The sequence below is a fragment of the Hahella sp. CCB-MM4 genome (assembly GCF_002260525.1).
Taxonomy (GTDB): domain Bacteria; phylum Pseudomonadota; class Gammaproteobacteria; order Pseudomonadales; family Oleiphilaceae; genus Hahella.
On the sequence record NZ_MRYI01000002.1, the window covers coordinates 354,242 to 378,622 of the forward strand.

Annotated in this window: 18 protein-coding genes; 8 read left to right on the forward strand and 10 right to left on the reverse strand. The window is 48.6% G+C overall.

Annotated elements, in window-relative coordinates:
• The first annotated feature begins 481 nt into the window (after positions 1 to 481).
• Positions 482 to 1,653, forward strand: a protein-coding gene (locus BTA51_RS05200; protein WP_371333173.1) for an IS3 family transposase whose coding sequence is annotated in 2 segments (ribosomal slippage) — positions 482 to 758 and positions 758 to 1,653 — 1,173 coding nt in all. Because the reading frame shifts where the segments join, the coding sequence is not laid out codon by codon here.
• A 77-nt stretch (positions 1,654 to 1,730) separates the two neighbouring features.
• Here BTA51_RS05200 and BTA51_RS05205 read toward each other — a convergent pair.
• The gene (locus BTA51_RS05205; RefSeq protein ID WP_210404769.1) at positions 1,731 to 3,335 is read right to left on the reverse strand and encodes a DUF1566 domain-containing protein; all 1,605 of its coding nucleotides are present in this window, start codon (positions 3,333 to 3,335) and stop codon (positions 1,731 to 1,733) included.
• Between the two features lie 446 nt (positions 3,336 to 3,781).
• Here BTA51_RS05205 and BTA51_RS05210 point away from each other — a divergent pair, with 446 nt between their 5' ends.
• From BTA51_RS05210 to BTA51_RS05225, 4 genes are all read left to right on the forward strand, one after another.
• Positions 3,782 to 4,465, forward strand: coding sequence for a hypothetical protein (locus tag BTA51_RS05210; protein WP_094706360.1), 684 nt, complete (start codon positions 3,782 to 3,784; stop codon positions 4,463 to 4,465).
• Between the two features lie 212 nt (positions 4,466 to 4,677).
• Positions 4,678 to 5,679: a PD40 domain-containing protein gene (locus BTA51_RS05215; RefSeq protein ID WP_168188071.1), complete on the forward strand. Its 1,002-nt coding sequence runs from the start codon at positions 4,678 to 4,680 to the stop codon at positions 5,677 to 5,679.
• A 3-nt stretch (positions 5,680 to 5,682) separates the two neighbouring features.
• Positions 5,683 to 6,630 carry a PD40 domain-containing protein gene (locus BTA51_RS05220; RefSeq protein WP_094706362.1) on the forward strand — a complete coding sequence of 316 codons (948 nt, stop codon included), beginning with the start codon at positions 5,683 to 5,685 and terminating at the stop codon, positions 6,628 to 6,630.
• Positions 6,631 to 7,317: 687 nt separating this feature from the next.
• Positions 7,318 to 8,685, forward strand: a complete 1,368-nt coding sequence (locus tag BTA51_RS05225; RefSeq protein ID WP_168188072.1) for a calcium-binding protein — start codon at positions 7,318 to 7,320, stop codon at positions 8,683 to 8,685.
• A gap of 275 nt (positions 8,686 to 8,960) precedes the next feature.
• Here BTA51_RS05225 and BTA51_RS05230 read toward each other — a convergent pair whose 3' ends face one another.
• Positions 8,961 to 9,797, reverse strand: coding sequence for a hypothetical protein (locus BTA51_RS05230; RefSeq protein ID WP_094706364.1), 837 nt, complete (start codon positions 9,795 to 9,797; stop codon positions 8,961 to 8,963).
• A gap of 403 nt (positions 9,798 to 10,200) precedes the next feature.
• On the opposite strand from BTA51_RS05230, the gene BTA51_RS05235 reads away from it, so the two are divergent.
• On the forward strand, positions 10,201 to 11,796 hold the full coding sequence (locus tag BTA51_RS05235) for a DUF1521 domain-containing protein (protein WP_094706365.1): 1,596 nt from the start codon (positions 10,201 to 10,203) through the stop codon (positions 11,794 to 11,796).
• A gap of 89 nt (positions 11,797 to 11,885) precedes the next feature.
• Here BTA51_RS05235 and BTA51_RS05240 read toward each other — a convergent pair whose 3' ends face one another.
• The 8 genes from BTA51_RS05240 to BTA51_RS05275 all read right to left on the reverse strand — a co-directional run bounded on the left by BTA51_RS05240 (position 11,886) and on the right by BTA51_RS05275 (position 21,169).
• A complete protein-coding gene (locus tag BTA51_RS05240; RefSeq protein ID WP_094706366.1) occupies positions 11,886 to 13,238 on the reverse strand; it encodes an MFS transporter in 1,353 nt (450 codons plus the stop codon).
• A 118-nt stretch (positions 13,239 to 13,356) separates the two neighbouring features.
• Positions 13,357 to 14,187, reverse strand: coding sequence for an ABC transporter permease subunit (locus BTA51_RS05245; protein WP_094706367.1), 831 nt, complete (start codon positions 14,185 to 14,187; stop codon positions 13,357 to 13,359).
• Entirely contained in the window at positions 14,184 to 15,086 is a 903-nt protein-coding gene (locus BTA51_RS05250) for an ABC transporter permease subunit (protein ID WP_094706368.1), read from the reverse strand. Before BTA51_RS05250 ends, BTA51_RS05245 begins: the two co-directional genes overlap by 4 nt.
• Positions 15,087 to 15,105: 19 nt before the next feature.
• Positions 15,106 to 16,245, reverse strand: coding sequence for a polyamine ABC transporter ATP-binding protein (gene potA / locus BTA51_RS05255; RefSeq protein WP_094706369.1), 1,140 nt, complete (start codon positions 16,243 to 16,245; stop codon positions 15,106 to 15,108).
• Between the two features lie 142 nt (positions 16,246 to 16,387).
• A complete protein-coding gene (locus tag BTA51_RS05260) occupies positions 16,388 to 17,485 on the reverse strand; it encodes an extracellular solute-binding protein (protein ID WP_094706370.1) in 1,098 nt (365 codons plus the stop codon).
• Between the two features lie 112 nt (positions 17,486 to 17,597).
• On the reverse strand, positions 17,598 to 18,977 hold the full coding sequence (locus tag BTA51_RS05265; RefSeq protein ID WP_094706371.1) for an aspartate aminotransferase family protein: 1,380 nt from the start codon (positions 18,975 to 18,977) through the stop codon (positions 17,598 to 17,600).
• 75 nt (positions 18,978 to 19,052) lie between these two features.
• Positions 19,053 to 20,405 carry a glutamine synthetase family protein gene (locus tag BTA51_RS05270; protein WP_094706372.1) on the reverse strand — a complete coding sequence of 451 codons (1,353 nt, stop codon included), beginning with the start codon at positions 20,403 to 20,405 and terminating at the stop codon, positions 19,053 to 19,055.
• Positions 20,406 to 20,422: 17 nt separating this feature from the next.
• Positions 20,423 to 21,169: a gamma-glutamyl-gamma-aminobutyrate hydrolase family protein gene (locus tag BTA51_RS05275; protein WP_094706373.1), complete on the reverse strand. Its 747-nt coding sequence runs from the start codon at positions 21,167 to 21,169 to the stop codon at positions 20,423 to 20,425.
• Positions 21,170 to 21,465: 296 nt separating this feature from the next.
• On the opposite strand from BTA51_RS05275, the gene BTA51_RS05280 reads away from it, so the two are divergent.
• On the forward strand, positions 21,466 to 22,914 hold the full coding sequence (locus BTA51_RS05280) for an NAD-dependent succinate-semialdehyde dehydrogenase (RefSeq protein WP_094706374.1): 1,449 nt from the start codon (positions 21,466 to 21,468) through the stop codon (positions 22,912 to 22,914).
• A gap of 101 nt (positions 22,915 to 23,015) precedes the next feature.
• Positions 23,016 to 24,377: a glutamine synthetase family protein gene (locus tag BTA51_RS05285; RefSeq protein WP_094706375.1), complete on the forward strand. Its 1,362-nt coding sequence runs from the start codon at positions 23,016 to 23,018 to the stop codon at positions 24,375 to 24,377.
• Positions 24,378 to 24,381 lie beyond the last annotated feature (4 nt).

Genomic DNA, 24,381 nt, shown 5'->3' on the forward strand with positions numbered 1-24,381 from the left:
ACAAAGCACCAAGATGTTTGAGAATAAACTCCTTGATGCTTCATATACTCTCAAACAGAATGAATTTTTCTATCGGTGAGAACCCTAGCTAGTAAACACCCGAGTATGACATTTGGCTTAGTCAGCCTTATGAAAATATCTGGGGAGGTATACCTCGTCCCAAGGAGCATTGACCTGCCCCACCAAGTCTTCACGCCTCTATTCAAACCATACGCGACGAAAACTAAGTCCATTACTTAGCTGGCCGATTTTAAATCTACGACAAAATTTAAAAACTATTGTCAAAAAGTTATGAATTTATGAGGAAAGACGAGTGGTTTCTGGTGATCGCTACTTTATATTGCTCGCATAAACTGTTTCCGTGGGTCTAGCTAAGGGGTATCGAGCTAGAGGAAAATATAAAGGTCGCATTGTTTTGACGTGGCCTAATAGAACTGACCAACCCAGTTAAGGATAATACCCTTAACTGGAGATGAAGAAATTGACCACACGAAAGAAATATTCAAAAGAATTTAAATTGGATGCCATCAGCCTGGTTCTGGATCAGGGCTACAGTCAAACCGATGCTGCTCGGAGCCTTGGTATTAACTCCACTATGCTGGGGCGCTGGATTAAAGAGCATCGCAAAGAAGACGGCCAAGCCTTCCGTGGCAACGGCAAGCTAACACCAGAGCAGGAAGAGATTCGGCGCCTGAAGCAGGAAAATCGCCAATTGAAAATGGAGAGGGAAATCTTAAAGGAAGCAGCGGTCTTCTTTGCCAAAGAAACGAAGTGAAATACTCGTTTATCGCCCAAAGAAAGAAGACCTGGCCGATTGACCTGATGTGTCGAGTTCTGGGTGTCCCCCGTAATGGCTTTTACGGTTACCAGAAGCGAAGCCGTTCGACTTCTCGCGATGATCCACGGCACCAGGAAATGCTGGAATGTGTACGTGAGATGGCGGAGGCCAGCGATCATAGTTATGGTAGCCGCCGGATGCGAAAAGCCTTGAATATTTTAGGCTTCCCCGTTGGGAGACACAAAGCGCGAAGTTTGATGAAACAGGCGGGAATCCAGGTTCGTTACCGAAAGAGATACAAGGTCACGACCAACAGCAATCACCGACAGCCAGTGTTTGAAAATGTGCTGAACCGAGGCTTCCAGGTAGATCATCCTGATCAGGTCTATGCCTGTGATATCACCTATATCTGGACGCAGGAAGGTTGGCTGTATCTGGCTGTGGTGATAGACCTATTCTCCCGTAAGGTCGTGGGCTGGAGCATGAGTTCACGCATGAAGGCTCAACTGGTATGTGATGCGTTGACCATGGCTGTCTGGCAGCGACGGCCAAAGCCTGGCTTAATTGTCCATTCTGACCGAGGATCTCAATATGCCAGCCAACGCTATCGTCAGCTGTTAAAAGCCCATGGTTTTGTCGGTAGCATGAGTCGAAAGGGGGACTGCTGGGATAACGCGGTAGTGGAGAGCTTCTTCGGTAGTCTGAAGCAAGAACGGATTCAATGGCGACATTACCAGACTCGACGAGAAGCACAGCAAGATGTGTTGCATTACATCACGATGTTCTACAACAGCTTTCGGCTACATTCATATTTGGATTATCAAAGCCCGAATCAATATGAATCAGCCTGGAGAGAACTACGAAAAGTTGCTTAACTGGGTTGTCACAAATCAGTTGACCACGTCATTTAGCCGGTTATTCCATCTCCCGAATTTATCTATCACAATCAAAGTTAGTTCAGAATGCACGTAGTCCCTCTCGGGCAACCGCCTCTGACCAAAATCACTCTTGCAGGGCCATTCTTATAGCCACTTACAATTTCCAATTGATCATTTGATAACAATGCGGCCCATGCCATGTCCTCACTCTCTTCCATCGTTTCATTTGTCCAATAGGTATGATTCTGTATGTCGGTAAAATGCGACCTCAGCATGCCTTCAGATACATATCCTTCAAGACTTCTAAAGTCTGTGCGAGAGGGTAATCTCCAGTCATCATAACCGCAGAGCTTGGTACGGTTGACCAAACTGAGGTAGTCAGAGATATTGCACGCTTCTATCCCTCGGCACAGATTTGGTCCTCCCTGATGGCCAGGATTGGCCTGACTGCCCGGTATAAACCAGGTAAATTCCCCTTGTGGAGATTGAGCATTGGCAATCATCCAACTTAAACCTTCTTTTTCAAGGGATAAACAACCTTCGTTATCGTATTTAATAGGTCCAATTTGAGAATGCCCGGCTAAAACAGGTGTTCCATTCTCAGATCCTGAAATAGAGGCCGCAACACCGCGCGACTCTGGCAGGTTAGGAATCCAATCAATCCTTGTCGGATTAACACAGGTGTCTACAACGTTATTAGTCAATGTTTTTTGTTGAAAGGTAGAGACTTCTCTATTGTTTCGCTTGGATACATCAATACCATATTGGTCAACCTTAACCACATAGATAGCTTGACAAACATTGTTTCCATTCTCAAAGCTTGAATATTCATCAAAGAAAGCAATGTATTGACCGTCAGGTGACCACGTCGGATAGACTTGAGAGCCATTAAATGCCGTTATCCGCCTTAGATTTTTCCCGTCAACACCCATTACAAAAATGTGGTTATTCCGGCTTTCTTCATCGTACATGCTGAAAGCCAATTGTTTGCCGTCTCTGCTGATTGCAAGGTTATGGGGCTTGTGGCTGAGGTTGGTTATAACGTGCTGTCGTGCCGGGTCACCAACTGCGACAAAAATAATTTTGTTGTCGACACTGACGAGCAACCGTCCATTTGGGTGCCAAGTAAAATCGCCGATCTCACCATCAGTTGCAGAATAGCTATTAATAAAGTTGCCGTCTTTGCTGTAGAGCCCAATAGACTCACCCTGCTTCCCAAAGTTCGAGGAAGAGTACCGCAATAACAAAGCAACAAATTGCCCATTGGGAGATATCAATGGTGCCGACAGAGCTTGACCTAAAATGGTGGAGAATCTGGAGACACCGCCTTCACGAAAGCTCACTAGAGATATTTCGTCGTACTGCACCGACCCATTATTGTGGGAATAGATTGCTGCATACTCAGTACCGCTGTACGAAATAGCAACCTGTTCTGCGCCAGGGATCGGCACTGTATGGGTAGTTCCTCTCTCGACATCGAACTCAACAAGATTGTCATGATGTCTGTATAAGATCCTACCATCCAGCGTAGGACTATAATGGATAGCAGCCACACCACGGTCGGAATTGGCAGCCTCTGAACGACGGCAATCCATCGCTTTATCTACACCGCACATAGTCTCCGAGGCTAAACCCGACACCGGTATGAGCATAAACAGCAATGCGGCGAATTTGATCACTATCCTTATACGCATCAAATTAACGACATGTCGTCCTGAAGTTATGAGTGAAATCGACTAGATCGGATAAACATTCTAGGGGGAATAAAAGAGTTTTCACCTAGGGAAAACCCTTGCCCTGTTTCCTTATGAGTCTATTAAGCTTTGCTGCACATCAATGGTAAGTTGCCGTGTCCTGATTGGCATTAGAGATGGTGGGATACACTTTGCATTCTCCCCTCAATCCAATACACATGCATACAATCGATATATCTCACCATGGCTGGCCCCCACCATTTAAAGTATTTCGTATCTCGGGCTAGCCCTAGCTAGGGAACGCACCAATTTAACGTCAGGCGGACAGGCTTGATACTGACAACCACTTGATGCAATCCAGTTCTTCTTTAAAAGCGGGTGAAGAGGTCGCATCAATCACTTTAATTGAGAAATGAATTAGGAGAAATAAAATGGGACTTAGTTTTGGTGGTTTGAATCCTTTTAGCGCAGTATCAAAAGTTGCAGAATCAATTGGCGGTATTGGCAAAGGCAATATGTTTGCCAGCATTGCAAGCGGGATTCTGGATAACGCTCTCCAAATGGCAGGCGAGAAGTTAGGGCTTCCTCAGTCATTAATCGATACAGCACAGTCAGCGGCTCACTTTGCTATCGGTGATATTCCTGGTGGAATCCAAAATATCGGAGAAGTGATCGAAGGACTTCACCAACAATCGCCTTTCGAAGCAGCTTCATCCGAGCATAAATGTAATGATGCGTCTATCGATTTATCAGGTATGATGCTTGAGCAAGGTAAGGGAAAAGGTAAAGACGACAAAGAGGGCAATTGGCTTATTGCTCTAGCGCGCAGCTTAGGTGAAATGGTAGGCCAGAGAGCAGGGGAGATGCTTGAAAAAGCTAATGACATGCATGAAATTAACTCTCGCTTGGATAATATGAAGGCCCCTGGAAAAGGCGCATCAGACGAAGCGAAGGCCGAATATGACCAAGCAATGAAAGATCAAGCCCAAGACTTTATGACTGCGAATTCTGAGTTCCAAGCGCAATCGCAAATGTTCAATATCATTTCACAAACCACTTCAAACGTAATAAAAACACTGGGCCAGGGTATTTCAAACATAGCTCAGAAAGGGTAAAACTACCTCCCCCTCTTTTGAGGGGAACACTCCAATACTTTGGCGTCCCCGCAAAATGCGGGGATTTTCATGTTCACTCTAATCAGCCTCAGACATAAACAGGTGAAAACCTAGTAACAACCCTAGGTTTTATGGCGACCACTAATAACCTAATATCTACAGCACTCATTGACAATGAATTCAAAAGGCAATCGAACCTATTAGGAATACTAATGGACAAATTACTTATAGCCTTTCTGCATCGCTCTATATTACCCGTTTTGATAGTTTTTCTTAGTGCTTGCGGCGGTGGGGGAAGCAATTCAAGCCAAAACAGCAACCCAGATAGCGATGCGGGAAATACTTCTGAAACCAATAGGGGATTGACCGGCAAAATATATTTCGGTGGTACCGGCGATTTTATGGAGCTGGACATTAGTACCGGTAAGAAGAGAGTATTTAGCTCAGAAGAAAGTGAATTAATTGCAATATCCTATAGCGGATCTGAGTACGCGTTGAGAAGAGATAGCTACGGTGGATATACTGATTACGTAACAATTAAAAACTTTCAGGGTGAGATTACCAATGAAACAATCAGTAGCGGAAGCGGAAGTTTTGATTCCGAGCCATTAGTATCTCCTGATGATAAATTAGTGGCGGTGCTACTGCGGGCTGCCGGCAGTTACACCCTTGCAATCTACAATAGACAAGGTGAAATGGTCACAGACTACTCTAGCAGCCAGACGGAGTTAGATAGTTTTACCTGGCTTCCTAATGGCCGACTGGTAATTGCCACAGGCAACACAATATTTTCAGTTGACCCTACAACAACAAATCAACCGAAAGTTATTGCAAAGTTAGCCCATAATCCGCATTTTATTTCCGCAAGTAGGAATGGGCAACAATTGACTTTCACACTTGCAACTGAGTCTGAACAGAATGTATACGTCATGAATATTGACGGCTCTGGTTTGAGACGACTGACCAAGTCTGACAAGCCCGAGGCAGTCCCGGTATGGTCTCCTGACGGAAAACACATTGCCTTTCTTGAAGACGCATATACCAGATATGACTCAGATTACGGCAAATGCGCTTATATATATATCGTTAACTCAGACTTAACAGAAGTAGATATATCTTCTGAACCCAATACAAATAAAGCTTTTCCATTAGTAACATTGAGCAATAACCTCCGTACCCGAGTTTGTGTATTTGCGGGGATGGATTGGAGGTAAGTTTTGCGGCTGCAACTCCTCAAAGAAATCACTTTGTTTAATCAAAGGGGTTTCACTATATACTTCTTAACTCGATTGATACTATTTCCTTTTCTTGTTTTTCTTAACGCCTGTGGTGACGGTGGCACAGGCCCCAGCCAAGAAAACGAAGGCACAGATAATAGTACCAGCAACGCATCATCAATTAATCATCACCTGACCGGTAAGATATACTACGGTGATGGGGGAGAGTTTCTAGAGCTCGATATATCTAGCAGCGAAGAGAGGGTTATTACCACACAAGAGACGGAACTTATCGCCCTGTCTTACAATGGATCAGAGCCCGCAATGAGGACAGATCCTCCATCAACATTTTTAGACGCCCAAGTAGTCACGATTATGGATTTTGAGGGAAATATCACGGGCAATTCCATAAAGTCTGATAGCGATGGTTTTTGGTCACCTCCATTAATTTCGCCTGACGACAAATTAGTCGCCATTATGACTAAAACGACGGGTTATGTTTCCAATGTCACAGTTTATAATCGACAAGGGGAAATAATTACCGATTACTCCAGCTCACAGGATGATATCGACAGTTTTGCCTGGCATCCTGATGGACGACTAATCATTGCAACCGGTAATACTATTTTTGCTGCTGATCCTAGGACAACCAATCAACCTCAAGTCATCAATGCTTTTCAATACCGCCCACATAATGTAACTGTAAGTAGAGACGGACAGAGATTGGCTTTTACGCTCTCCACTGAAAGCCAGCAGAATATCCATGTTATGAATATGGACGGCTCCGGTCTGACGCGATTAACTGTGTCTACTAAGCCTGAAGCATTGCCTGCCTGGTCACCAGATGGGCGTTATCTTGCTTTCTTTGAAAATGCAAGGAAGCTCCAACTGGAGAGGGGTGCCCTTTCATTTACATCATCAGGTCAGATGCAAAAAGAGTGGATTTAACTTCAGAACCAGATACGGAGGAAGCTTTTCCTTTAAAACAAAGGATTGGTAATACCAACAGTTTCTCCCACATTTGCGTGTCTGGGGCAATGGAGTGGCGTTAGGTATAGGTTTATTCAGACTATCCCTAAGCACCTATATATTTAGTGGTACAAGTAACATCAATAAGAAGTGTTATTACCCTTTTCCTGGCGCTGTTGACAGCCTGCAAGATCTCCCACCTTTCATCCGCATAGTTTCTGAGAGAACGACCCAATACTGAACAATACAAGTTTAATTGCTGCATGAAATTTTAAGTAGAAATGACCTTGGCAGAGAGATTCCCGTGACTGCGCGTTACCCACTTATGTGTGCCGTTACTATAAATGCAGACTCTATATCTGGAATCGGAATCAATAGGCGATAGCGATTAAGCACTATAAGAAAAGTAAACCCTCGCCTACCTGCGTTTTTGATATGCCGACATGGACACAATGACCGAAGATCCTGGTCGCACAAGTCAGCTCTCCCTATGTCATACATACCAAGCTCCTAGGGCCTTCCCTATTTAGGGCGCTCCCCAATAGTTTCAACTTGTTGCGGATGCTCTAATCCTCTATTGAGAAGTAGTTTCTATTCTCAAAGAACTTTTCAATTTAACCGTATAGGGAGAGTACCGATATGCAATTAAACGGTGCAAATACTAGTATGAATTGTTGCTGCCCTTTTCCTGGAAAAGAGGCAACTGTTTCAGTAAAACCAGGCGGATGTTTTGGGCAGACCGAATATCACCTCCACGCCGGGGCCGGCAACGACAACATCAATATTCACACCAATCTCAACGGATCAGTTGACGTGACAGTCAATGGGGAGAAATATCACTTCACCCAGGAGCAAGCGAAAAACCTCCATATCCATGCAGGCTCAGGAAACGACAAAGTAACCAGTTCCGGTTTCGCATTATTTAGTCAGCCAAATATCACGATCAATGGCGGTTCTGGAAATGACTCTATCCAAGGCGGCTTTGGAAACGAGCATATTAACGGCGGTTCCGGTAACGATAAAATCGATGGGGGTGCGGGAAACGATGTCATCTCCGGTGGTTCTGGAAATGATCGTATCAAAGGCGGCAACGGAGATGACGTCATTCTCGGTGGTTCCGGCAACGACAAGATCGATGGTGGACGTGGCAATGATGACATTCTTGGAGGTTCAGGCAACGATAATATCAAAGGCGGTCGCGGTGATGATGTCATTCACGGTGGCTCCGGCAATGACAGTATCAAAGGCGGCCGTGGTAATGATGTGATCCTCGGAGGCGCTGGCAACGATAAAATCGATGGCGGGCGTGGCCATGACGTCATTCTTGGTGGCTCTGGCAACGATAAAATCAAAGGCGGTCGCGGTGATGATGTCATTCACGGTGGCTCCGGCAATGATCGTATCAAAGGCGACCGTGGTAATGATGTGATCCTCGGAGGTGCCGGCAACGATAAAATCGACGGCGGACGTGGCCATGACGTCATTCTTGGCGGCTCTGGTAACGACAGTATAAAAGGCGGCCGCGGAAATGATCTCATCCACGGCGGCTCCGGCAATGACAGAATTAGCGGCGGCTTTGGCAATGATGTCATTCTTGGTGGTTCTGGTAACGACCGCATCAGTGGAGGCCGTGGCGATGATGATATTATCGGAGGGTCCGGAAATGATCACATTCACGGAAACCGGGGCAACGACCATATCCATGGTGGTTCCGGTAATGATTGGGTCAGCGGGGGGCGTGGCGATGACTTCATCACTGGTGGTTCAGGCAACGACCATATCCACGGCAATAATGGCGACGACAGTATCCATGGCGGTTCTGGCGATGATCGAATCAGCGGTGGCCGCGGTGACGACCTTATTACCGGAGGATCGGGCAACGATCACATTCACGGAAATCGTGGTAATGACACGATTTTTGGCGGTGCAGGTAACGATAGAATTTCAGGGAACCGAGGTAATGACTTTATCGTTGGAGGCTCAGGGAATGACCGCCTGAACGGTGGTCGTGGTCTCGACATATTATTCGGCTGATTTACCGCTCCACACCTGATTGTTGTCCTAGGTAGTAGACGACAATCAGGTACCTCAAAGTCCTCAATGATTTCGTCTTATACAATTTGATTTAGCGCCCAACAAACTCAAGAAGGAAAGAAATCAGAAGGTTTACATAGAAAGGCCAGATGCCACTGGAAAAACGGCATCTATTAGATAAACGAGAGACGATAATAGGCAGGGCGTGGATTAATAAATCAGTCGAATAGGAAAGGCAACGGCTGAGTACAGTCCATCAACCGCTACCCATGACTTTAGAAACCAATGGCCTCTTTAGCTTTATCCTCCAAGTGGTCCTTAACGGCGTCTTTCACCTGCCCTACGACATCTGGACGCTGACCATCAAAGACACTTTCAACTGCATTACCAGCAATTGCACCAGCTTTTTCTCCAGCCATCTTGCCGAATTTATCTTTTGCCTCGTTGATTGCAGTTTCCTTGAGGTCACCCAGCTCCCGGGCCAAGTTGCCTACCTCAGCAACCCCCATGGTCTTGCCAATAGTTTCCATTGCCTTGGTGGTCGCATCAAAGGCATCCAATTGCTTACCAAATCCAGCCTGCACACCGAGTTTTGCCAGATCGGTCATTTCTTTAGACAACCCCAGATTATCAATGGCATCCATCGAAAAACCGAGCGCCATATCCATGGCAACCTGCCCCATCATCGACTTACCAAGAGCAGCCAGAGACCCTACAGGACTACCGGTTAAAACTCCCGTCAAAGCCACTTCAGTTACTTTCTCAACGACTGCTCCGATAGCCTCGCCCAGGGCTTTGCTTCCGGTCAAGTCCGTAACGGCCTCTGCCACTGCAGCCCCTACTGCTGCCGCCGCTTTACCAATAGCATCAGTAACAGCATCGATCGCATCTTTGACGGCTTCTGCCACACTGGAAGGAGAAGCGGTATTTGCCGCTGCAGCAGCTTCGGCCGCCTCATTGGCAGCATCGTTAGCGCCAGTACCGGTACCCGAACCGACACCACCTACACCCGCATCGCCCATTCCACTATCATGGCCACCATCGTTTCCACCGACACCTCCACCTGCTCCACCAGCGCCGCCGGCACCGCCAACTCCACCTGCCCCATCCATAATAATCTCCTCTTATTTACATCACATTTGATCGACTTCGATTCTCACGAAGCTCATTACTATCAGGTTGGTGATTCATTCGATATCAACTGATCAGCACTAACAACTCATCAGCGCTATAGCACAAACCACACAAAAGGTCGCAAGAAGTGTGACGTGTTAATTGCAGGCTTACTATTAGGTCCATCCCCAGCTAGTGCTTGCCCTAGGAGCATTGAAAATCAGGATATTAAATCCTCCCACCCCTTATCAGGGTCAGCCCTAGCTAGGGAACGCACCGATAGGAATAGGCCCCTCTTCACTGTGAAATAACGGGAGCTTTGCCAGCATAAGTCGATACACATTCAGCGATGATTAAGTGACTTTTAATATCAAAGGGACTAGTTAGAACAGGAGCCAAAAGATGAGCGGTTTGTTTAATATTGCTAGAGAATCAATGGCTAACGCCAGCTTTAATAATGAAGTTAAAGGAATCATGAATGATACCTTTGGTAAGAATAAGAATGAGGTGATGGATGCACTGAGTTCTGTTGACTTGAGTTCGCTCTCCAAAACTGAGCGGACAGCCATTCTGACCACGTTGAAGGAAATGGCAGGGGATCACTACATCCGCAAACAGGACGCCGGTACTCTATCAGAGATGATCAAATCCTTCGGTGAAGAGCACCCTATATTTACCCTTTTTGGGCAGGGATTTGGTGACAAAGCCGGCTTTAAACTCGGCGGTTCATCCATTGAAAATGCGGCAAAGAACCCCGCCAGTTTTGATAAAGCAGCAGATAAAGCACTTGATAAAGCCGAAGGCTGGAACTCCGCCATGGTTGAATGCGCACTTAGCGCCGTCGACAGCGCCAGCCTTTCAATCAAGGAGCGTAGCGCGATCCTCACGACATTAAAGTCTTTTACGGGTGACGCCCAGCTCAGTGGCTCAGAAACCCGTGCGATTCTGGACATGATTAGCCAGTTTGACGATAAAGGAAAAGGTTGTATTAACAACTTCTGGCCATTTCCCCAAATCAACTGCGATAAAATGCAGGGCAACCCATTATTGAATTGCATAATGGGGATTGCTGCAGGCGGTTGCTACCAACCTTCTCCAGGGGGGTGTTTTCCCAGTCCTGACGCGATTTTCTCAAATCGTATTGAAGGTATGCTGGATAACTGCCAGCCAAGCTTCAACCGTGATGCGCTATCCGGTGCTTTCCAGAATGCCGATCTGTCCAAGCTGGATTCCGGGGAACGTCAGGAGTTGATGAGCATGGTGAGTCTGGCTACCTGCGACGGTAGAATCAGCCGCTGTGAGGCTCATGCCATCTATGATGCTCTTCAACAGGCACAGCAACCCGATTGCCCTTGCCCTCATTTCCCAAACCCAGTTGAAACCAACAACTGGAGCGTTCAACAGGACGGCAGCAAGGCGGAGATCGATCTTGGTTCACACACACTGAGCCTTAACGAAAAACATTCTGAAATCTGGATCACCAACAAGGAAACGGGAGAAAAGTCCCGTATTTGGGGCGACCCTCATTTCGATGTTGACGGCGACGGCAAAACAGATATGGATTTTTGGGGAACCCTCACCCTCAACCTTGAAGGTGGCACCAAAATCACCATCAATACCACGCCCTATGCCAAGAACGAAAAGATGACTCTATCCAGTCAATTAACCATTACAAATGGTAATGACTCCATCGTTGTCAAAGGACTTGATCAGAACAAGATTGGCGATATGAGCATCGAGCAAGGTAAAGCAGGCACTCTGTTGGATACCTTTACCGGAGACGGTCTGAGCCTTTATGAGAATACCGAAGGAAAAGGCTGGATGGTGATGGATGGACTTAACCTCAGAGAGGTTACTCAGCAGGATCTGAATGCAACCAAAGGAGCACAAAGCGACTTCAGCATTGCTGAAGGGTTAAAAGCAATGTTTACGTTGAATATCTTTGCCTCTATGCCATTGCTGAGCCTTCTGAACGGCATGTTTGGCGATCAAAATTAAGCTGGTGAGCAAGTACAGCTTAGATCAGAGATGAGCTTCTACATATAGATCCGTTCCGGCCTTCCGGAACGGATCTATTACATTTTAACTTAGTCTTCCCTGGTTCTTTCCGCTACTTCGTCTCCATCTTTGGATGGCGCCGCCACCTCTTGGTCCGCATTCTCTGACTCATCATGACTGGCCATGGTTGTTTCGATTTCCGGGTCACCCCTTGGATCCATTTCAGCAATCAATGGAGATGTCGGCACTGTAGCGGTAAAAGTGTTATGCGCTTCAATTGGAACTGGGCTTCTGACCGTTCTACGCCACAGAAGGTAAACAACGATCAACGCTGAAACCGTCGTAAAATACACGAAAACTCCCATCGGGCCGCGAACAGACATAAACCAGGGAGCAAGCATTGGTCCGATCATCGCGCCTAGGCTGTAACTTAACAAAACGCCCTGATTCCCATTGATAACCTGCTCAGGAGGCAGCTCATCACATGCATGGCTGAGACTGATCGGGTAAATCGAAAACATGACACCCCCGAACAGAAATATAAATACGGCCGTCATCCATTGATTATCGATGGCATTCATCCAGATAAACGCCGTAGCCAAGACCATCGTTAGTCCGAATAGAAAGGCGATCACCATACGCCGATCATATCGGTCAGAGATGCGTCCAAGGGGATACTGCATACACATACCCCCAACAATAACGACCGCCATCATATTGGCGGTGTCTCCGACATCGTACCCGACGGAAGAAAAGAACAGAGGCAACAGTCCGTAGACCACCCCCAACAGCAGGCCACCGCAAAAACTAGCCATTACCCCGGACGGAGTAAGCTTAAACAGCCTCTTAAAAGGCAGCCTGCCATGATCTTCAATCTCAGGTAACTGACTTTTCAGAAGCGAAAGAGGAATGACCGAGAGCGACGCTGCCAGTGCCGCAAGAGCGAATGGGATCAACATCATGATATCCACCCACTTGAGAATCATCTGCCCTCCAGCCATGGCAGCATAGAGAAGGACCATATAGACACCCAGAACCTGGCCGCGAACTTTGGCGGAAGTGGACGCCATTAACCACGATTCAATCACGACAAAGAGTCCACCTGTCGCGAAACCACCGATCAATCTCAGGAATAGCCAAAACTCCGGATACACTGCCAGTCCGAACAGCAGAGACGTACTCGCCAATATCGATGCATAAGCAGCATAGGCCCTGATGTGTCCCACCCCAAGAATTAACTTGGTATTAATGAACGTTCCGGCAATCAAGCCGGCAAAATAGGCGGCAGAAACAAAACCAATCCATTGAGGGGACACTTCTTCCGCCGATAGACGGACAGTGACAAGAGTACTCAGCAAGCCATGACCAACGGAATAGGTCACCAAGCTGATCAGCGGTGCGACAATACCGAAAATAGACGATTTGAGAGGGGCTGGCGACATGAAATCCTTACATCAAATAAACTACATTTAACCTACCTACTGTAGTCGCCATTTTTGAGTTTGAAAACCCCGTAAATGCACGGAGACGCATCACCGTTTCCGTGCATCATTAAGACCTTTAATGGGTCTGCCGACTTTGCTCCAGCCTGCGGGTAAAATACCAGCTTCCAAACGCTACCAGGGACACCAACACAATGATAATGGTAGCCAGTGCGTTGATTTTCGGCGTAACACCGAGCCTGACGGATGAGAAGACTTCAATCGGCAGAGTCGTCGCCCCCGGGCCGGTGACGAAACTTGCAATAACGACATCGTCCAGAGACAAGGTAAAAGACAGCAACCAGGCAGACAATACAGCGGGAGATATAATAGGCAAAGTTACCTTCAGGAAAGCTCTTACCGGCGTAGCTCCCAAGTCAAGCGCAGCTTCTTCCAGGCTCTGATCCATTTCCCGCAGTCGCGAGCTGATAACCACCGTTGAATAGGCAAGACAGAACGTCGTATGCGCAATCCATACCGTCAACAATCCCCTTTCCGCCGGCCAACCGACAATTTGTGCCATGGCGACAAACAGCAGCAGCATGGATAGGCCAATAATGACATCCGGCATAACCAGAGGTGCGGTAATCATTCCTGAAAACAACATTCGCCCCCGAAACTTGTGGAACCGAACGATGACAATTGACGCAAACAGTCCCAATACCACCGCCGCCGAGGCAGAGTAAAATGCTACTTCCAGGGACCTCATGACAGCACTCATCAGCTGCTGGTCATCAAACAACTCAACGTACCATTTTACTGACCAGCCTGACCAAACTGTGACCAGTCGGGATTCGTTAAATGAATAGACAATCAGTACCAGCATCGGAGCATACAGAAAGAAGATTCCAAGCCAGAATACGCCGTTGCTCAGGCTAAAACGTTTACCTTTGGCTGTTTCTTCAATCATGACTGGCTCTCCTTGTTCTGATAGCGGTGGAACAGGGCAATCGGAATAATCAGGATTCCAATCATGATGGTCGCCAGGGCTGAGGCCACCGGCCAGTCGCGGTTATTAAAGAACTCCTGCCATAAGACTTTACCGATCATGATGCTTTCCGTTCCCCCAAGGAGCTCAGGAATAACGTACTCCCCGACGACCGGAATAAACACCAACATGGAACCGGCGATAATTCCATTCTTTGACAGTGGTAGCGTGATCTTGAAGAAACTTCCCCACTTTCGGGCTCCCAGGTCATAAGCGGCCTCAATTAGCGTCAGGTCATGCTTCACCAGGTTGGCGTATAGAGGCAATACCATGAACGGCAAATAGGAATAAACAATGCCCACATAGACTGCAAAGTTGGTATTCAGCATCTGGATAGGTTCGTCCACGATACCTGCCCACATCAATACACCGTTAATAATGCCGTTATTCTTGAGCAAGCCCATCCAGGCATAAACGCGGATGAGAAAAGAAGTCCAACTGGGTAAGAGCACCAAGAGCAGCCATGTGGTTTGCAGGTGCGGGGGAGCTTTGGCGATGGCATAGGCCATGGGGTATCCGAGTATCAGGCAGAATAACGTCGAAAAGAACGCCATCTTGATAGAGTTCCAATAGGCCACCACATAAAGCTCATCTCCCGTGAGCCAGATGTAATTGGCAAAACTCAACGTGATACTCAGGGCATCCTCGGTCCACTGGAACATCGAGGAGTATGGAGGAATAGCCAGCTCTGCCTCGGCAAAAGAAATCTTTAGTACAAAAATAAAGGGCAGCAGGAAGAAAATCAGGAGCCATAAATAAGGGCCGCTAATAATCCAGCGTTTTCCTCCCGGCAACATACGTGATAGATCCAGTTTACTCATAGCGACGATACCGTTTCGGTTAAGAACGCAATACAACACCGCTATCGGCGGCCCAATGAATGTAGACAGGATCTTCCCATGTCGGACGCTCAGCCCGTCTAACGGTGTTCGCCAGGAAGCACTGCACTACCTTGCCACTGGCAAGCTCCACGTAATAGACAGTGTGACCACCTAAATAGGCAATATCATGCACCTTGCCCTTGGACCAGTTGAATTCCTGATCCGGTTTGTCGACAGTCATCAGCGTTTTTTCAGGGCGCAAAGCAAACAACATTTTGCGCTCGTCGATCCCACTACTCACACCATGGCCGATGTAGATCAGGGCATCCAGATCCGGTGAGTTGAGGGTCATATGATCTTCCTCGTCATCCTGGATGCTGCCCTCAAATATATTCACCGACCCGATAAATTCAGCCACCATGCGGCTGGTTGGGCTCTCATAGACATCCACTGGCGATCCCACCTGCTGGATGAAACCTTCATCCATGATGGCAATACGGTCCGCCATGGTCATCGCCTCTTCCTGATCGTGGGTTACCATGACACAGGTCACCCCCACATTTTCAAGAATGTCCACCACTTCAAGCTGCATTTCAGTACGCAGTTTCTTATCCAGGGCTCCCATGGGCTCGTCCAACAGCAACAGTTTCGGCTGTTTGGCCAGGCTTCGGGCCAGGGCAACACGCTGGCGCTGACCGCCAGACAACTGATGAGGCTTGCGGCGGGCATATTTTTCCATGTGCACCAGCTTCAACATCCGCTCTACACGTTCCCTGATCTCATCTTTGGGGAGTTTGTCCTGTTTCAGACCAAAGGCCAGATTCTGCTCAACGGTCATATGAGGAAACAGCGCATAAGACTGAAACATCATATTGATGGTGCGCTGATAGGGAGGTAGTCGGGTGATATCGGCGCCGTCCAGAATAATATTGCCTTGGGTCGGCTGCTCAAATCCTGCCAACATTCTAAGTAAAGTGGATTTACCCGAACCGGAAGCTCCCAACAAGGCAAAGATCTCACCTTTACGGATATCCAGGGATACGTTGTCTACCGCAAGAGCTTCATCATAGTATTTGGTGATATTACGGATACTCAGCAGAGTTTCATGTTCTGCTTCATTCACCTTTTGATTCTTGCGGGCACCGGCTGCGATGGCCATCAGAACTCCCCATTATTTTTTCATTTGAACAGCTATGTCGTTTGAACAGCGTGATTTTAAAACTGAAACTCTGTGGCCAGTCTGCGGGGGAGGAACCCCCGCAGATTTACCCAGATATCAATACAATTGATAAGTTGAGATTTTATTGACCAGACTTGATCTTGGTCCAGGTACGGCTCATCAACCTTTCGATCTTGTTGGGAAGTACCGCAAAGGTGAACAGTTCAGTCCCAGCAGGTGGGAAGATGCCTGGATCGTCCAGAATTTCCTTGTCGATATATTCCCTCGCAGCCTTGTTAGGGTTGCCGTACCAGACATAGTTGGTGATGTTCGCAGAAACCTTGGGATCCAGAATGTAGTTAATGAAGATGTGTGCTTCTTCAACATTCTTGGCATCCTTGGGGATATTCATCATATCAGACCACATGGCGGTTCCCTCTTTCGGGATGAAGTATGCCACCTCTACACCATTTTCCGCCTCTTCAGCACGAGCTGCCGCCTGGAAGATATCACCAGACCAACCGATGGCCACACAAATATCTCCGTTCGCCAGATCGGATATATAGCGTGAGCTATGGAAGTAGGTGATATAAGGGCGAAGACTCAACATCAGCTCCTCGGCTTTATCATAGTCGCCGGGTTTCAGGCTATTTGGATCAAGCTCGAGATATTGCAGCACTAACGGCAGGATTTCACTGGCGGAATCCAGCACGGATACACCGCAGGAACTCAGCTTCTTCAGATTTTCCGGCTTGAACACCATATCCCAACTACCGATCAGGGTGTCTGCGTCCTCTCCCAGCACTTCGGCTACTTTGGCGACATTGTAACCAACGCCGGTGGTTCCCCACTCGTAGGGAACACCATATTGGTTTCCGTCATCATAGTTGTTCAGGCTTTTCAGGAGTTCCGGATCCAGGTTCTTCCAGTTCGGAATTTTTGACTTATCCAGTTTCTGATAAGCTCCGGCTTTAATATGACGAGCCATGTAGTCGCTGGTCGGCACCACAACGTCATATCCGGATTGACCGGACAGAACCTTGGCTTCCAGCACTTCATTGGAATCGAACACGTCATACACCACTTTAATCCCTGTCTCCTTCTCAAAGTTGGCCAGGGTATCTTCGGCTATGTAGTCCGACCAGTTATAAACACGAACTTCGCGCGCTTCGGCAGTTAAGCCGGTGGTCATTGCTGCGACAAGAGCCGTGACTGCGATAGGTTTGTTGAGCTTGTTCATAAGGGTTTTACACTCCTCCGAGTTTCATCCGTACTGCTCTCAGGTCTAACGCCTGAACTAATTAAGTGTCGTTTAAACCGGGTTCACATCTTACCTGTTCACACAGTGATTACTATGAAAGATGCACCAGAGTGGCGTCCAGCGCTTTTCGCGTCAGACTAACCAATTCATCTATCTCGTCCTTTGTAATGACCAACGGAGGCGACACCAGCATGGTATCACCCGTTGCGCGCAGGATGAGCCCTAATTTCAGAGCCTCGTCCCGACACATCGTGCCCACTTTTCCATCGCCTCCTGCCTGATCGCTGAAGTAACGGGTCCGGGTCTTTTTATTTTTGACCAGCTCGATCGCTGCCAGCATTCCCACTCCCCGGGCTTCCCCGACCAGTGGATGATCTGCCAGCGTCTGCCATTTTTCCTGCAGATAGGGTGCCGTCTCCTGCTTCACCTTCTCCACAATTTTTTCTTCACGCAGGATTCTCAGATTTTCCAGCGCTACTGCCGCACATACCGGGTGACCGGAATAGGTAAAGCCATGAAAGAAGTCTTTTCCTTCGGCTTTAAACACCTCTGCGACACGATCTGACACCATGACTCCCCCAATCGGCAAATAGCCGGATGAGAGTCCTTTGGCGATAGGCATGAAGTCGGCTTCCAGATGATAATAGTCGGAACCGAACCACTCTCCGGTGCGACCAAATCCGCAGATCACTTCATCCACGATCAGCAAAAGCCCATACTTTTTCACAATACGCTGGATTTCGGGCCAGTAAGAATCCGGTGGAATGATAATGCCTCCAGCCCCTTGAATGGGTTCAGCAATAAATGCCGCAACCTTGTCTTCACCAACCTCTAAGATTTTCTCTTCCAGGGCACGGGCAGCATGAAGACCGAATTCCTCAGGGTTCATGTCGCCCCCTTCGCCATACCAGTATGGTTGGCAAATATGTTCAATACCGGGGATAGGAAGGTCCCCTTGCTCATGCATGGGTTTCATTCCACCCAGACTCGCACCTGCGACCGTCGAACCATGGTATCCATTGATACGCCCGATCACCGTCTTGCGGCCAGGCTGCCCCTTCAAATCCCAATAACGGCGAACCATACGCAATACGGTGTCGTTGGATTCACTACCGGAGCCGGTAAAGAAAGTATGATTGATATGGGGAGGTGCGATTTCGGCCAAAGCTTTGGAGAGAGCGACGACGGGTGGGTTGGTGGATTTAAAGAAAAGATTGTAATAAGGAAGTTCCTGCATCTGGCGGGAAGCGGCTTCCACCAGCTCCTTTCGCCCATACCCCAGATTCACACACCAGAGTCCTGCAAAGGCATCAAGATAACGCCGTCCCTCACTATCCCAAACATGAACGCCTTCTGCCCGGGTAATAATCCGGCTGCCCTCCTCCGCCAACGCACCACTGTCAGAAAACGGGTGAAGATGGTGTCGGGCATCTTGTTTTTGCCACTCTCGGGTTGTTTCCTCGGGGGTCATGTCAACCTCTATTATTTTCGTAAGTAGTTTTTCATTGATGAATATTCACCCGGCATTAGCCACCGGGTGTATTCGTTATACGGTCGCCAGCAGATATTCCCTTTCCCAGGAGCTGATAACTCGTTTGAAGCCTTCGTATTCAGCCCAGCGGGTTGCAATAAACCCATCGATAAAGCGATCACCGAATATCTCCCGGATATTCTCCGCCTCACTCATTACGACCAACGCAGCCTCGAGGTTAAACGGCAAATCCGGATCCGCCTCTTCTCCACGACGGCCTGACACGGCAGGGCGAGGACTTAAACCTTCAACGATGCCCAAATAACCCGCCGCCAGATTGGCAGCCAGCGATAGATAAGGATTTGTATCGGCTCCAGGCAACCGGTTTTCCACACGACGAGCCTCCGGAGGTGAACTGGGTACGCGCAATCCGACAGTACGATTTTCCTCACCCCATTCTATATTTACCGGAGCGTTACCATCGGCTCCCGGCAGGTAACGCCGGTAGCTATTCACATTGGGGGCAAACATCGGCATCAATAAGGGAATGTATTTCTGTAGCCCGCCGATATAGTTCAGGAACAATTCTGACGCACTGCCATCCTCATTGGAGAACAGGTTATTGCCGGACTTCTCGTCGACCAGGGACTGGTGAATATGCATGGAACTTCCGGGCTCGCCGGTAATAGGCTTGGCCATAAAGGTAGCGCCAATATTGTGCTTTAGGGCAGCCTCACGAACAGTACGCTTGAAAATGAATACCTGGTCTGCCAGCTCCAGAGCATCTCCATGACGGAAATTGAATTCCATCTGGGCGGTGCCCTCTTCATGGATCAAGGTATCAATGTCCAGTTCCTGGGCTTCACACCAATCATAGATGTCTTCGATGATCGGGTCGTATTCGTTCGCCGCATCAATACTGAAAGACTGACGACCACTTTCCTTGCGTCCGGAACGTCCTACAGGGGGTTCCAGTGGCAAGTCCGGATCAGTACAACGTTGGGTAAGATAGAATTCCACTTCAGGAGCCACTATTGGCTTCCAGCCTTTTGCGGTATACAGGGCGAGTACCCGCTTCAGCACTGCTCGCGGAGACAAAGTGATCAGCTCACCGTCCACATCGTAGCAATCATGGATGACCACCGCAGTCGGCTCCAGTGCCCAGGGAACCATAAAGGCCGCCCTTTCATCCGGACGCAGCAGCATATCAATATCTTTGGGATCCAGAATACTGTAGTAGGCTTCGTCGTCAGGATAATCTCCGGTAGCGGTCTGCAGAAGGACACTTTCCGGCAGTCGAATTCCCCGCTCGGCAATAAATTTGTTGGTCGGCATGATTTTACCGCGCGCGATCCCGGTCTGGTCTGCGGTAATACACTCGACTTCAGTAATACGTCTGTCTTTAAGCCATTTCGCTAGCTTTTCCATGTTTATCCATTCGGTTGTCACGCTCTGCACGCATCACCGAATGCCTCAAAAAGTTGTCGTTGTTGGGGGTTTTGCATCACTTGCCATTCAGGGTGCCATTGCACTCCGAGGCCAAATCTGACGCCTTCTACTCGGAAGGCTTCGATTAATCCGTCAGGGGCCGTCGCCTCTATGGCCAGATTGCGGCCAAGTTGCGCGACCCCTTGGGTGTGTAAGGAGTTGACCCTGATACGGGAAACACCCAGGATCCGCTCCAAATCTCCGCCTGAGGTCAGTGTCACTTCATGGGCGTCGGAGTATTGTTCTGCCAGTGTCAGTTCCTTGTTTTCGCGGTGGTCATCCAATTCTTCAACAGTATGGATCGTTTGAAGCAAAGTGCCACCCGCCGCCACATTCATTTCCTGGAAGCCTCGACATACACCGAACAATGGAAGGTTTCGGTCCAGTGCGGCTTTAATGACTGACAAACTTAACGCATCGCGTTGCTGGTCGTAGGCGTGATCACTCGTTCCAGAAGAAATTTGCTGCTGATATAAAGAAGGGTGCACCATGGAATAACCTCCAGGAAGGAAAATACCATCCATTCGGTCAAGCCAGTCAGCAACATCTATCCATTGAGTCATTGCGGGGATAACCAGAGGTACGACCTGAGAAGCTTGCGCCAAGGCAGCAAGGTATTTGTCGCCCGCCATGTGGAACGGATGCGGAGGTACGACTTTCAAGTCACTGATAACACCGACGAGCGGTTTGGAGTTACGAGACATATACGACTTTTCTTATCCAGCTTTCTACTGGTTCCAGAGCCAGTCTGGATCCCATTTACTGAGTGTTTATTTTTTACAACATTACCATAAAGAATAATTAACACAATACAAGAAATCGCTCTTTTGTAAAATATTTCATACACGAAACGACCCTTAACGCCTATTTACTCCCTATTTTGTTAAATATTTTATTCACAAACACTTGAGAATTTACTCAGAATGGGTTTAGCTAGGCTCCAGCAAAACAACTTTTCTGTACAGGAAACGTCTGAGTTTTCCGTACAAGGGGGAAAATCGTGTCAACTGTGCAAATTCGCGAACAGGCTTATATAGATGGCGCCTGGGCGACCTCTTCCACTCAAAAATCCTACATCATTATTAATCCTGCCACCGGCGAGCAAATCGCTGATGTAGCAGATTGCAGTGCAGACGATGCCACCCGTGCTGTCGAAGCCGCACACCGGGCTTTCGCTACCTGGAGCGCAAAAACGGCGAAGGAACGCTCCATTATTCTTCGGAAGTGGTTTGACCTGATCATGGAAAACCAGACTGAGCTCGCCAAAATCATGACCATGGAATGCGGCAAGCCCATTAAAGAAAGCCTGGGAGAAGTTGCCTACGGCGCTTCCTTCGTTGAATGGTTTGCAGAAGAAGCCAAGCGTGTTTACGGGGACGTCATTCCCCCACCGAAAGGTGATCGTCGAATCCTGGCCATCAAACAACCCATTGGGGTCAGCACAGCCATTACACCATGGAATTTCCCCCTGGCAATGATTACCCGCAAGTGTGCACCGGCTCTGGCGGCCGGATGTACGGCAGTCGTCAAACCTGCGGAAGCCACTCCTCTAACGGCACTGGCTCTGGCTGAACTGGGAGAAAAGGCGGGTCTGCCCAATGGTGTATTTAATGTGGTCACTGCCAGTCATGGTAAAGATGTAGGGGCCGTCCTGACTCAACACCCTCTGGTCAGAAAAGTCTCCTTCACTGGTTCTACTCCGGTTGGAAAACTATTGCTGAAACAAGCCGCTGACACGGTGAAGAAAGCCTCCATGGAGTTAGGCGGTAATGCACCCTTTATTGTTTTTGATGATGCGGATATTGATGCCGTCGTCACAGGGGCAATTGCATCCAAATACCGTAACACAGGACAAACCTGTGTCTGCGTAAACCGTTTTTTAGTACAAGACGGCATCTACGATAAGTTCGCCAAAGCCCTGGCAGAAAAAGTGGCCCAGATGCAAATTGGCAATGGCCTGGACGAAGCCACCGAACAAGGCCCACTAATTAATTCAGCCGCCCTCAATAAGGTTACTGAGCTGGTCAACGACGCAACCACCAAGGGTGCCCAATTGCTGACCGGTGGACCACGTCCGGACATCGGAGCCCTGTTCCACGCACCGACGGTGCTGACAGACGTTACCGAACAGATGCGGGTTTTTAACGAGGAAATTTTTGGCCCCGTTGCTCCTCTGCTGCGTTTTAAAACTGAGGACGAAGCCATTCGCATGGCCAACGATACTCCATTCGGACTGGCCGCCTACTTTTATACCCGGGATATGGGTCGGATATGGCGAGTCTCGGAAGCGCTTGAATACGGCATGATCGGCATTAATGAAGGGATCATTTCCACCGAAGTTGCACCGTTTGGCGGTGTCAAAGAATCGGGACTGGGCCGAGAGGGTAGCAAGTACGGTATCGACGAATATGTGGAGATCAAATATCTCTGTATGGGTGGGTTGGAGTAATCCACGTCATACGGCCTGGCGACACCAGCCATTTGCATGTATCGCAGTCAAACATGAAAAGCCGCAGGCGCTGAAGCCTGTATTTTAATGAGTAGAATAAAATGTCTATCGATGAAGTCTCGGCATTCCTTGAACAATATCCCGAAGTCCAAACCGTAGAGTTGCTAATCAGTGATCTGAACGGTGTCATTCGCGGTAAACGTATCGAAAGAGAACTGCTTGAAAAGGTCTACACACAGGGATTCTGCCTTCCCGGGTCGGTCATGGCCCTGGATGCTACAGGCACCACGGTGGAAGAAACCGGACTTGGCGCCGCTGAAGGTGACCAGGATCGTATATGTCATACGGTTCCCGGCACTCTGGCGATCGTTCCCTGGCAGGGCGAAGACCGAGCCCAGGCACTGGTCAGCATGTTTGACGCGGAAGGTATCAACCCGTTTCCGGCAGATCCCAGACAAGTCTTACGAAGAGTAATCGATAGATTCGACAGCCTTGGTTATTCCCTCGGTGTGGCCGTCGAATTGGAGTTTTACCTGGTGGATATGGAGAGAGACGCAAACGGCTCGCTGCAGCCCCCCATCTCCCCAGTCAGTGGACGCCGCATGATCTCCAAGCAGGTCTATTCAATGGACGACCTGGACGATTATGACTTTTTCATTCGTGATGTGCTTGAGACCGCACACGCACAGAACCTTCCTGCAGATACGGTAATCGCTGAATATGCTCCGGCACAATTCGAAGTTAACCTGAATTATGTCAACGATCCCCTGACAGCAGCGGATCATGCGTTGTTACTCAAACGTGTCATCCGCCATGTCGCCAAAAAGCATGGTATGGAGGCGACCTTCATGGCCAAGCCCTATATCAGTGAAGCCGGTAGCGGAACCCATGTTCACGTGAGCTTGCTGGATAAAGACGGCAACAATGTATTGGCTTGCGATGATCCCCTGAGCCATCCCGTCATGCGCCATGCTATGGGTGGATTGCTGGATATGGCTGACTCGGTGCAGGCACTGATTTGCCCCAACATCAATAGCTATCGCCGCCTGGCACCCGGCGCCTTTGCCCCCACCAGTAAAACCTGGGGGTATGACAACCGGACAGCAGCACTGCGAATTCCCTCCGGCGATGTAAAAGCAACTCGTATTGAGCACCGTATGAGCGGCGCAGACACCAACCCGTATCTCGCCGTTGCCATTGTTCTGGCGGGAATCGGTGAGGGGCTCATGAGCCAGATTGAGCCACCGCCCCCGATAGAAAATAACGCCTATGACCAGGATCATCCTGCTTTGGCGGATAACCCCCGTGATGCCCTCCGCGCGATGGAAAAAGACGACAGGCTGAAAGCGTGGTTTGGCGAAGAGTTCCTCCGTATTTACAGTCTCTGTAAATGGTCTGAAGTACGACTGTTTGAGCACCAGATTACGGAGCTGGAATACAGCCTGTTGCTACCTTATCTGTGAACCA

What these genes read in the sequence shown, in the direction of transcription:
- BTA51_RS05210 (WP_094706360.1), top strand. Translation starts at nt 3,782, where the DNA reads ATGGGACTTAGTTTTGGTGGTTTGAATCCTTTTAGCGCAGTATCAAAA.
- BTA51_RS05215 (WP_168188071.1), top strand. Translation starts at nt 4,678, where the DNA reads ATGGACAAATTACTTATAGCCTTTCTGCATCGCTCTATATTACCCGTT.
- BTA51_RS05225 (WP_168188072.1), top strand. Translation starts at nt 7,318, where the DNA reads ATGAATTGTTGCTGCCCTTTTCCTGGAAAAGAGGCAACTGTTTCAGTA.
- BTA51_RS05230 (WP_094706364.1), bottom strand. Translation starts at nt 9,797, where the DNA reads ATGGATGGGGCAGGTGGAGTTGGCGGTGCCGGCGGCGCTGGTGGAGCA.
- BTA51_RS05235 (WP_094706365.1), top strand. Translation starts at nt 10,201, where the DNA reads ATGAGCGGTTTGTTTAATATTGCTAGAGAATCAATGGCTAACGCCAGC.
- BTA51_RS05240 (WP_094706366.1), bottom strand. Translation starts at nt 13,238, where the DNA reads ATGTCGCCAGCCCCTCTCAAATCGTCTATTTTCGGTATTGTCGCACCG.
- BTA51_RS05245 (WP_094706367.1), bottom strand. Translation starts at nt 14,187, where the DNA reads ATGATTGAAGAAACAGCCAAAGGTAAACGTTTTAGCCTGAGCAACGGC.
- BTA51_RS05250 (WP_094706368.1), bottom strand. Translation starts at nt 15,086, where the DNA reads ATGAGTAAACTGGATCTATCACGTATGTTGCCGGGAGGAAAACGCTGG.
- potA (WP_094706369.1), bottom strand. Translation starts at nt 16,245, where the DNA reads ATGGCCATCGCAGCCGGTGCCCGCAAGAATCAAAAGGTGAATGAAGCA.
- BTA51_RS05260 (WP_094706370.1), bottom strand. Translation starts at nt 17,485, where the DNA reads ATGAACAAGCTCAACAAACCTATCGCAGTCACGGCTCTTGTCGCAGCA.
- BTA51_RS05265 (WP_094706371.1), bottom strand. Translation starts at nt 18,977, where the DNA reads ATGACCCCCGAGGAAACAACCCGAGAGTGGCAAAAACAAGATGCCCGA.
- BTA51_RS05270 (WP_094706372.1), bottom strand. Translation starts at nt 20,405, where the DNA reads ATGGAAAAGCTAGCGAAATGGCTTAAAGACAGACGTATTACTGAAGTC.
- BTA51_RS05275 (WP_094706373.1), bottom strand. Translation starts at nt 21,169, where the DNA reads ATGTCTCGTAACTCCAAACCGCTCGTCGGTGTTATCAGTGACTTGAAA.
- BTA51_RS05285 (WP_094706375.1), top strand. Translation starts at nt 23,016, where the DNA reads ATGTCTATCGATGAAGTCTCGGCATTCCTTGAACAATATCCCGAAGTC.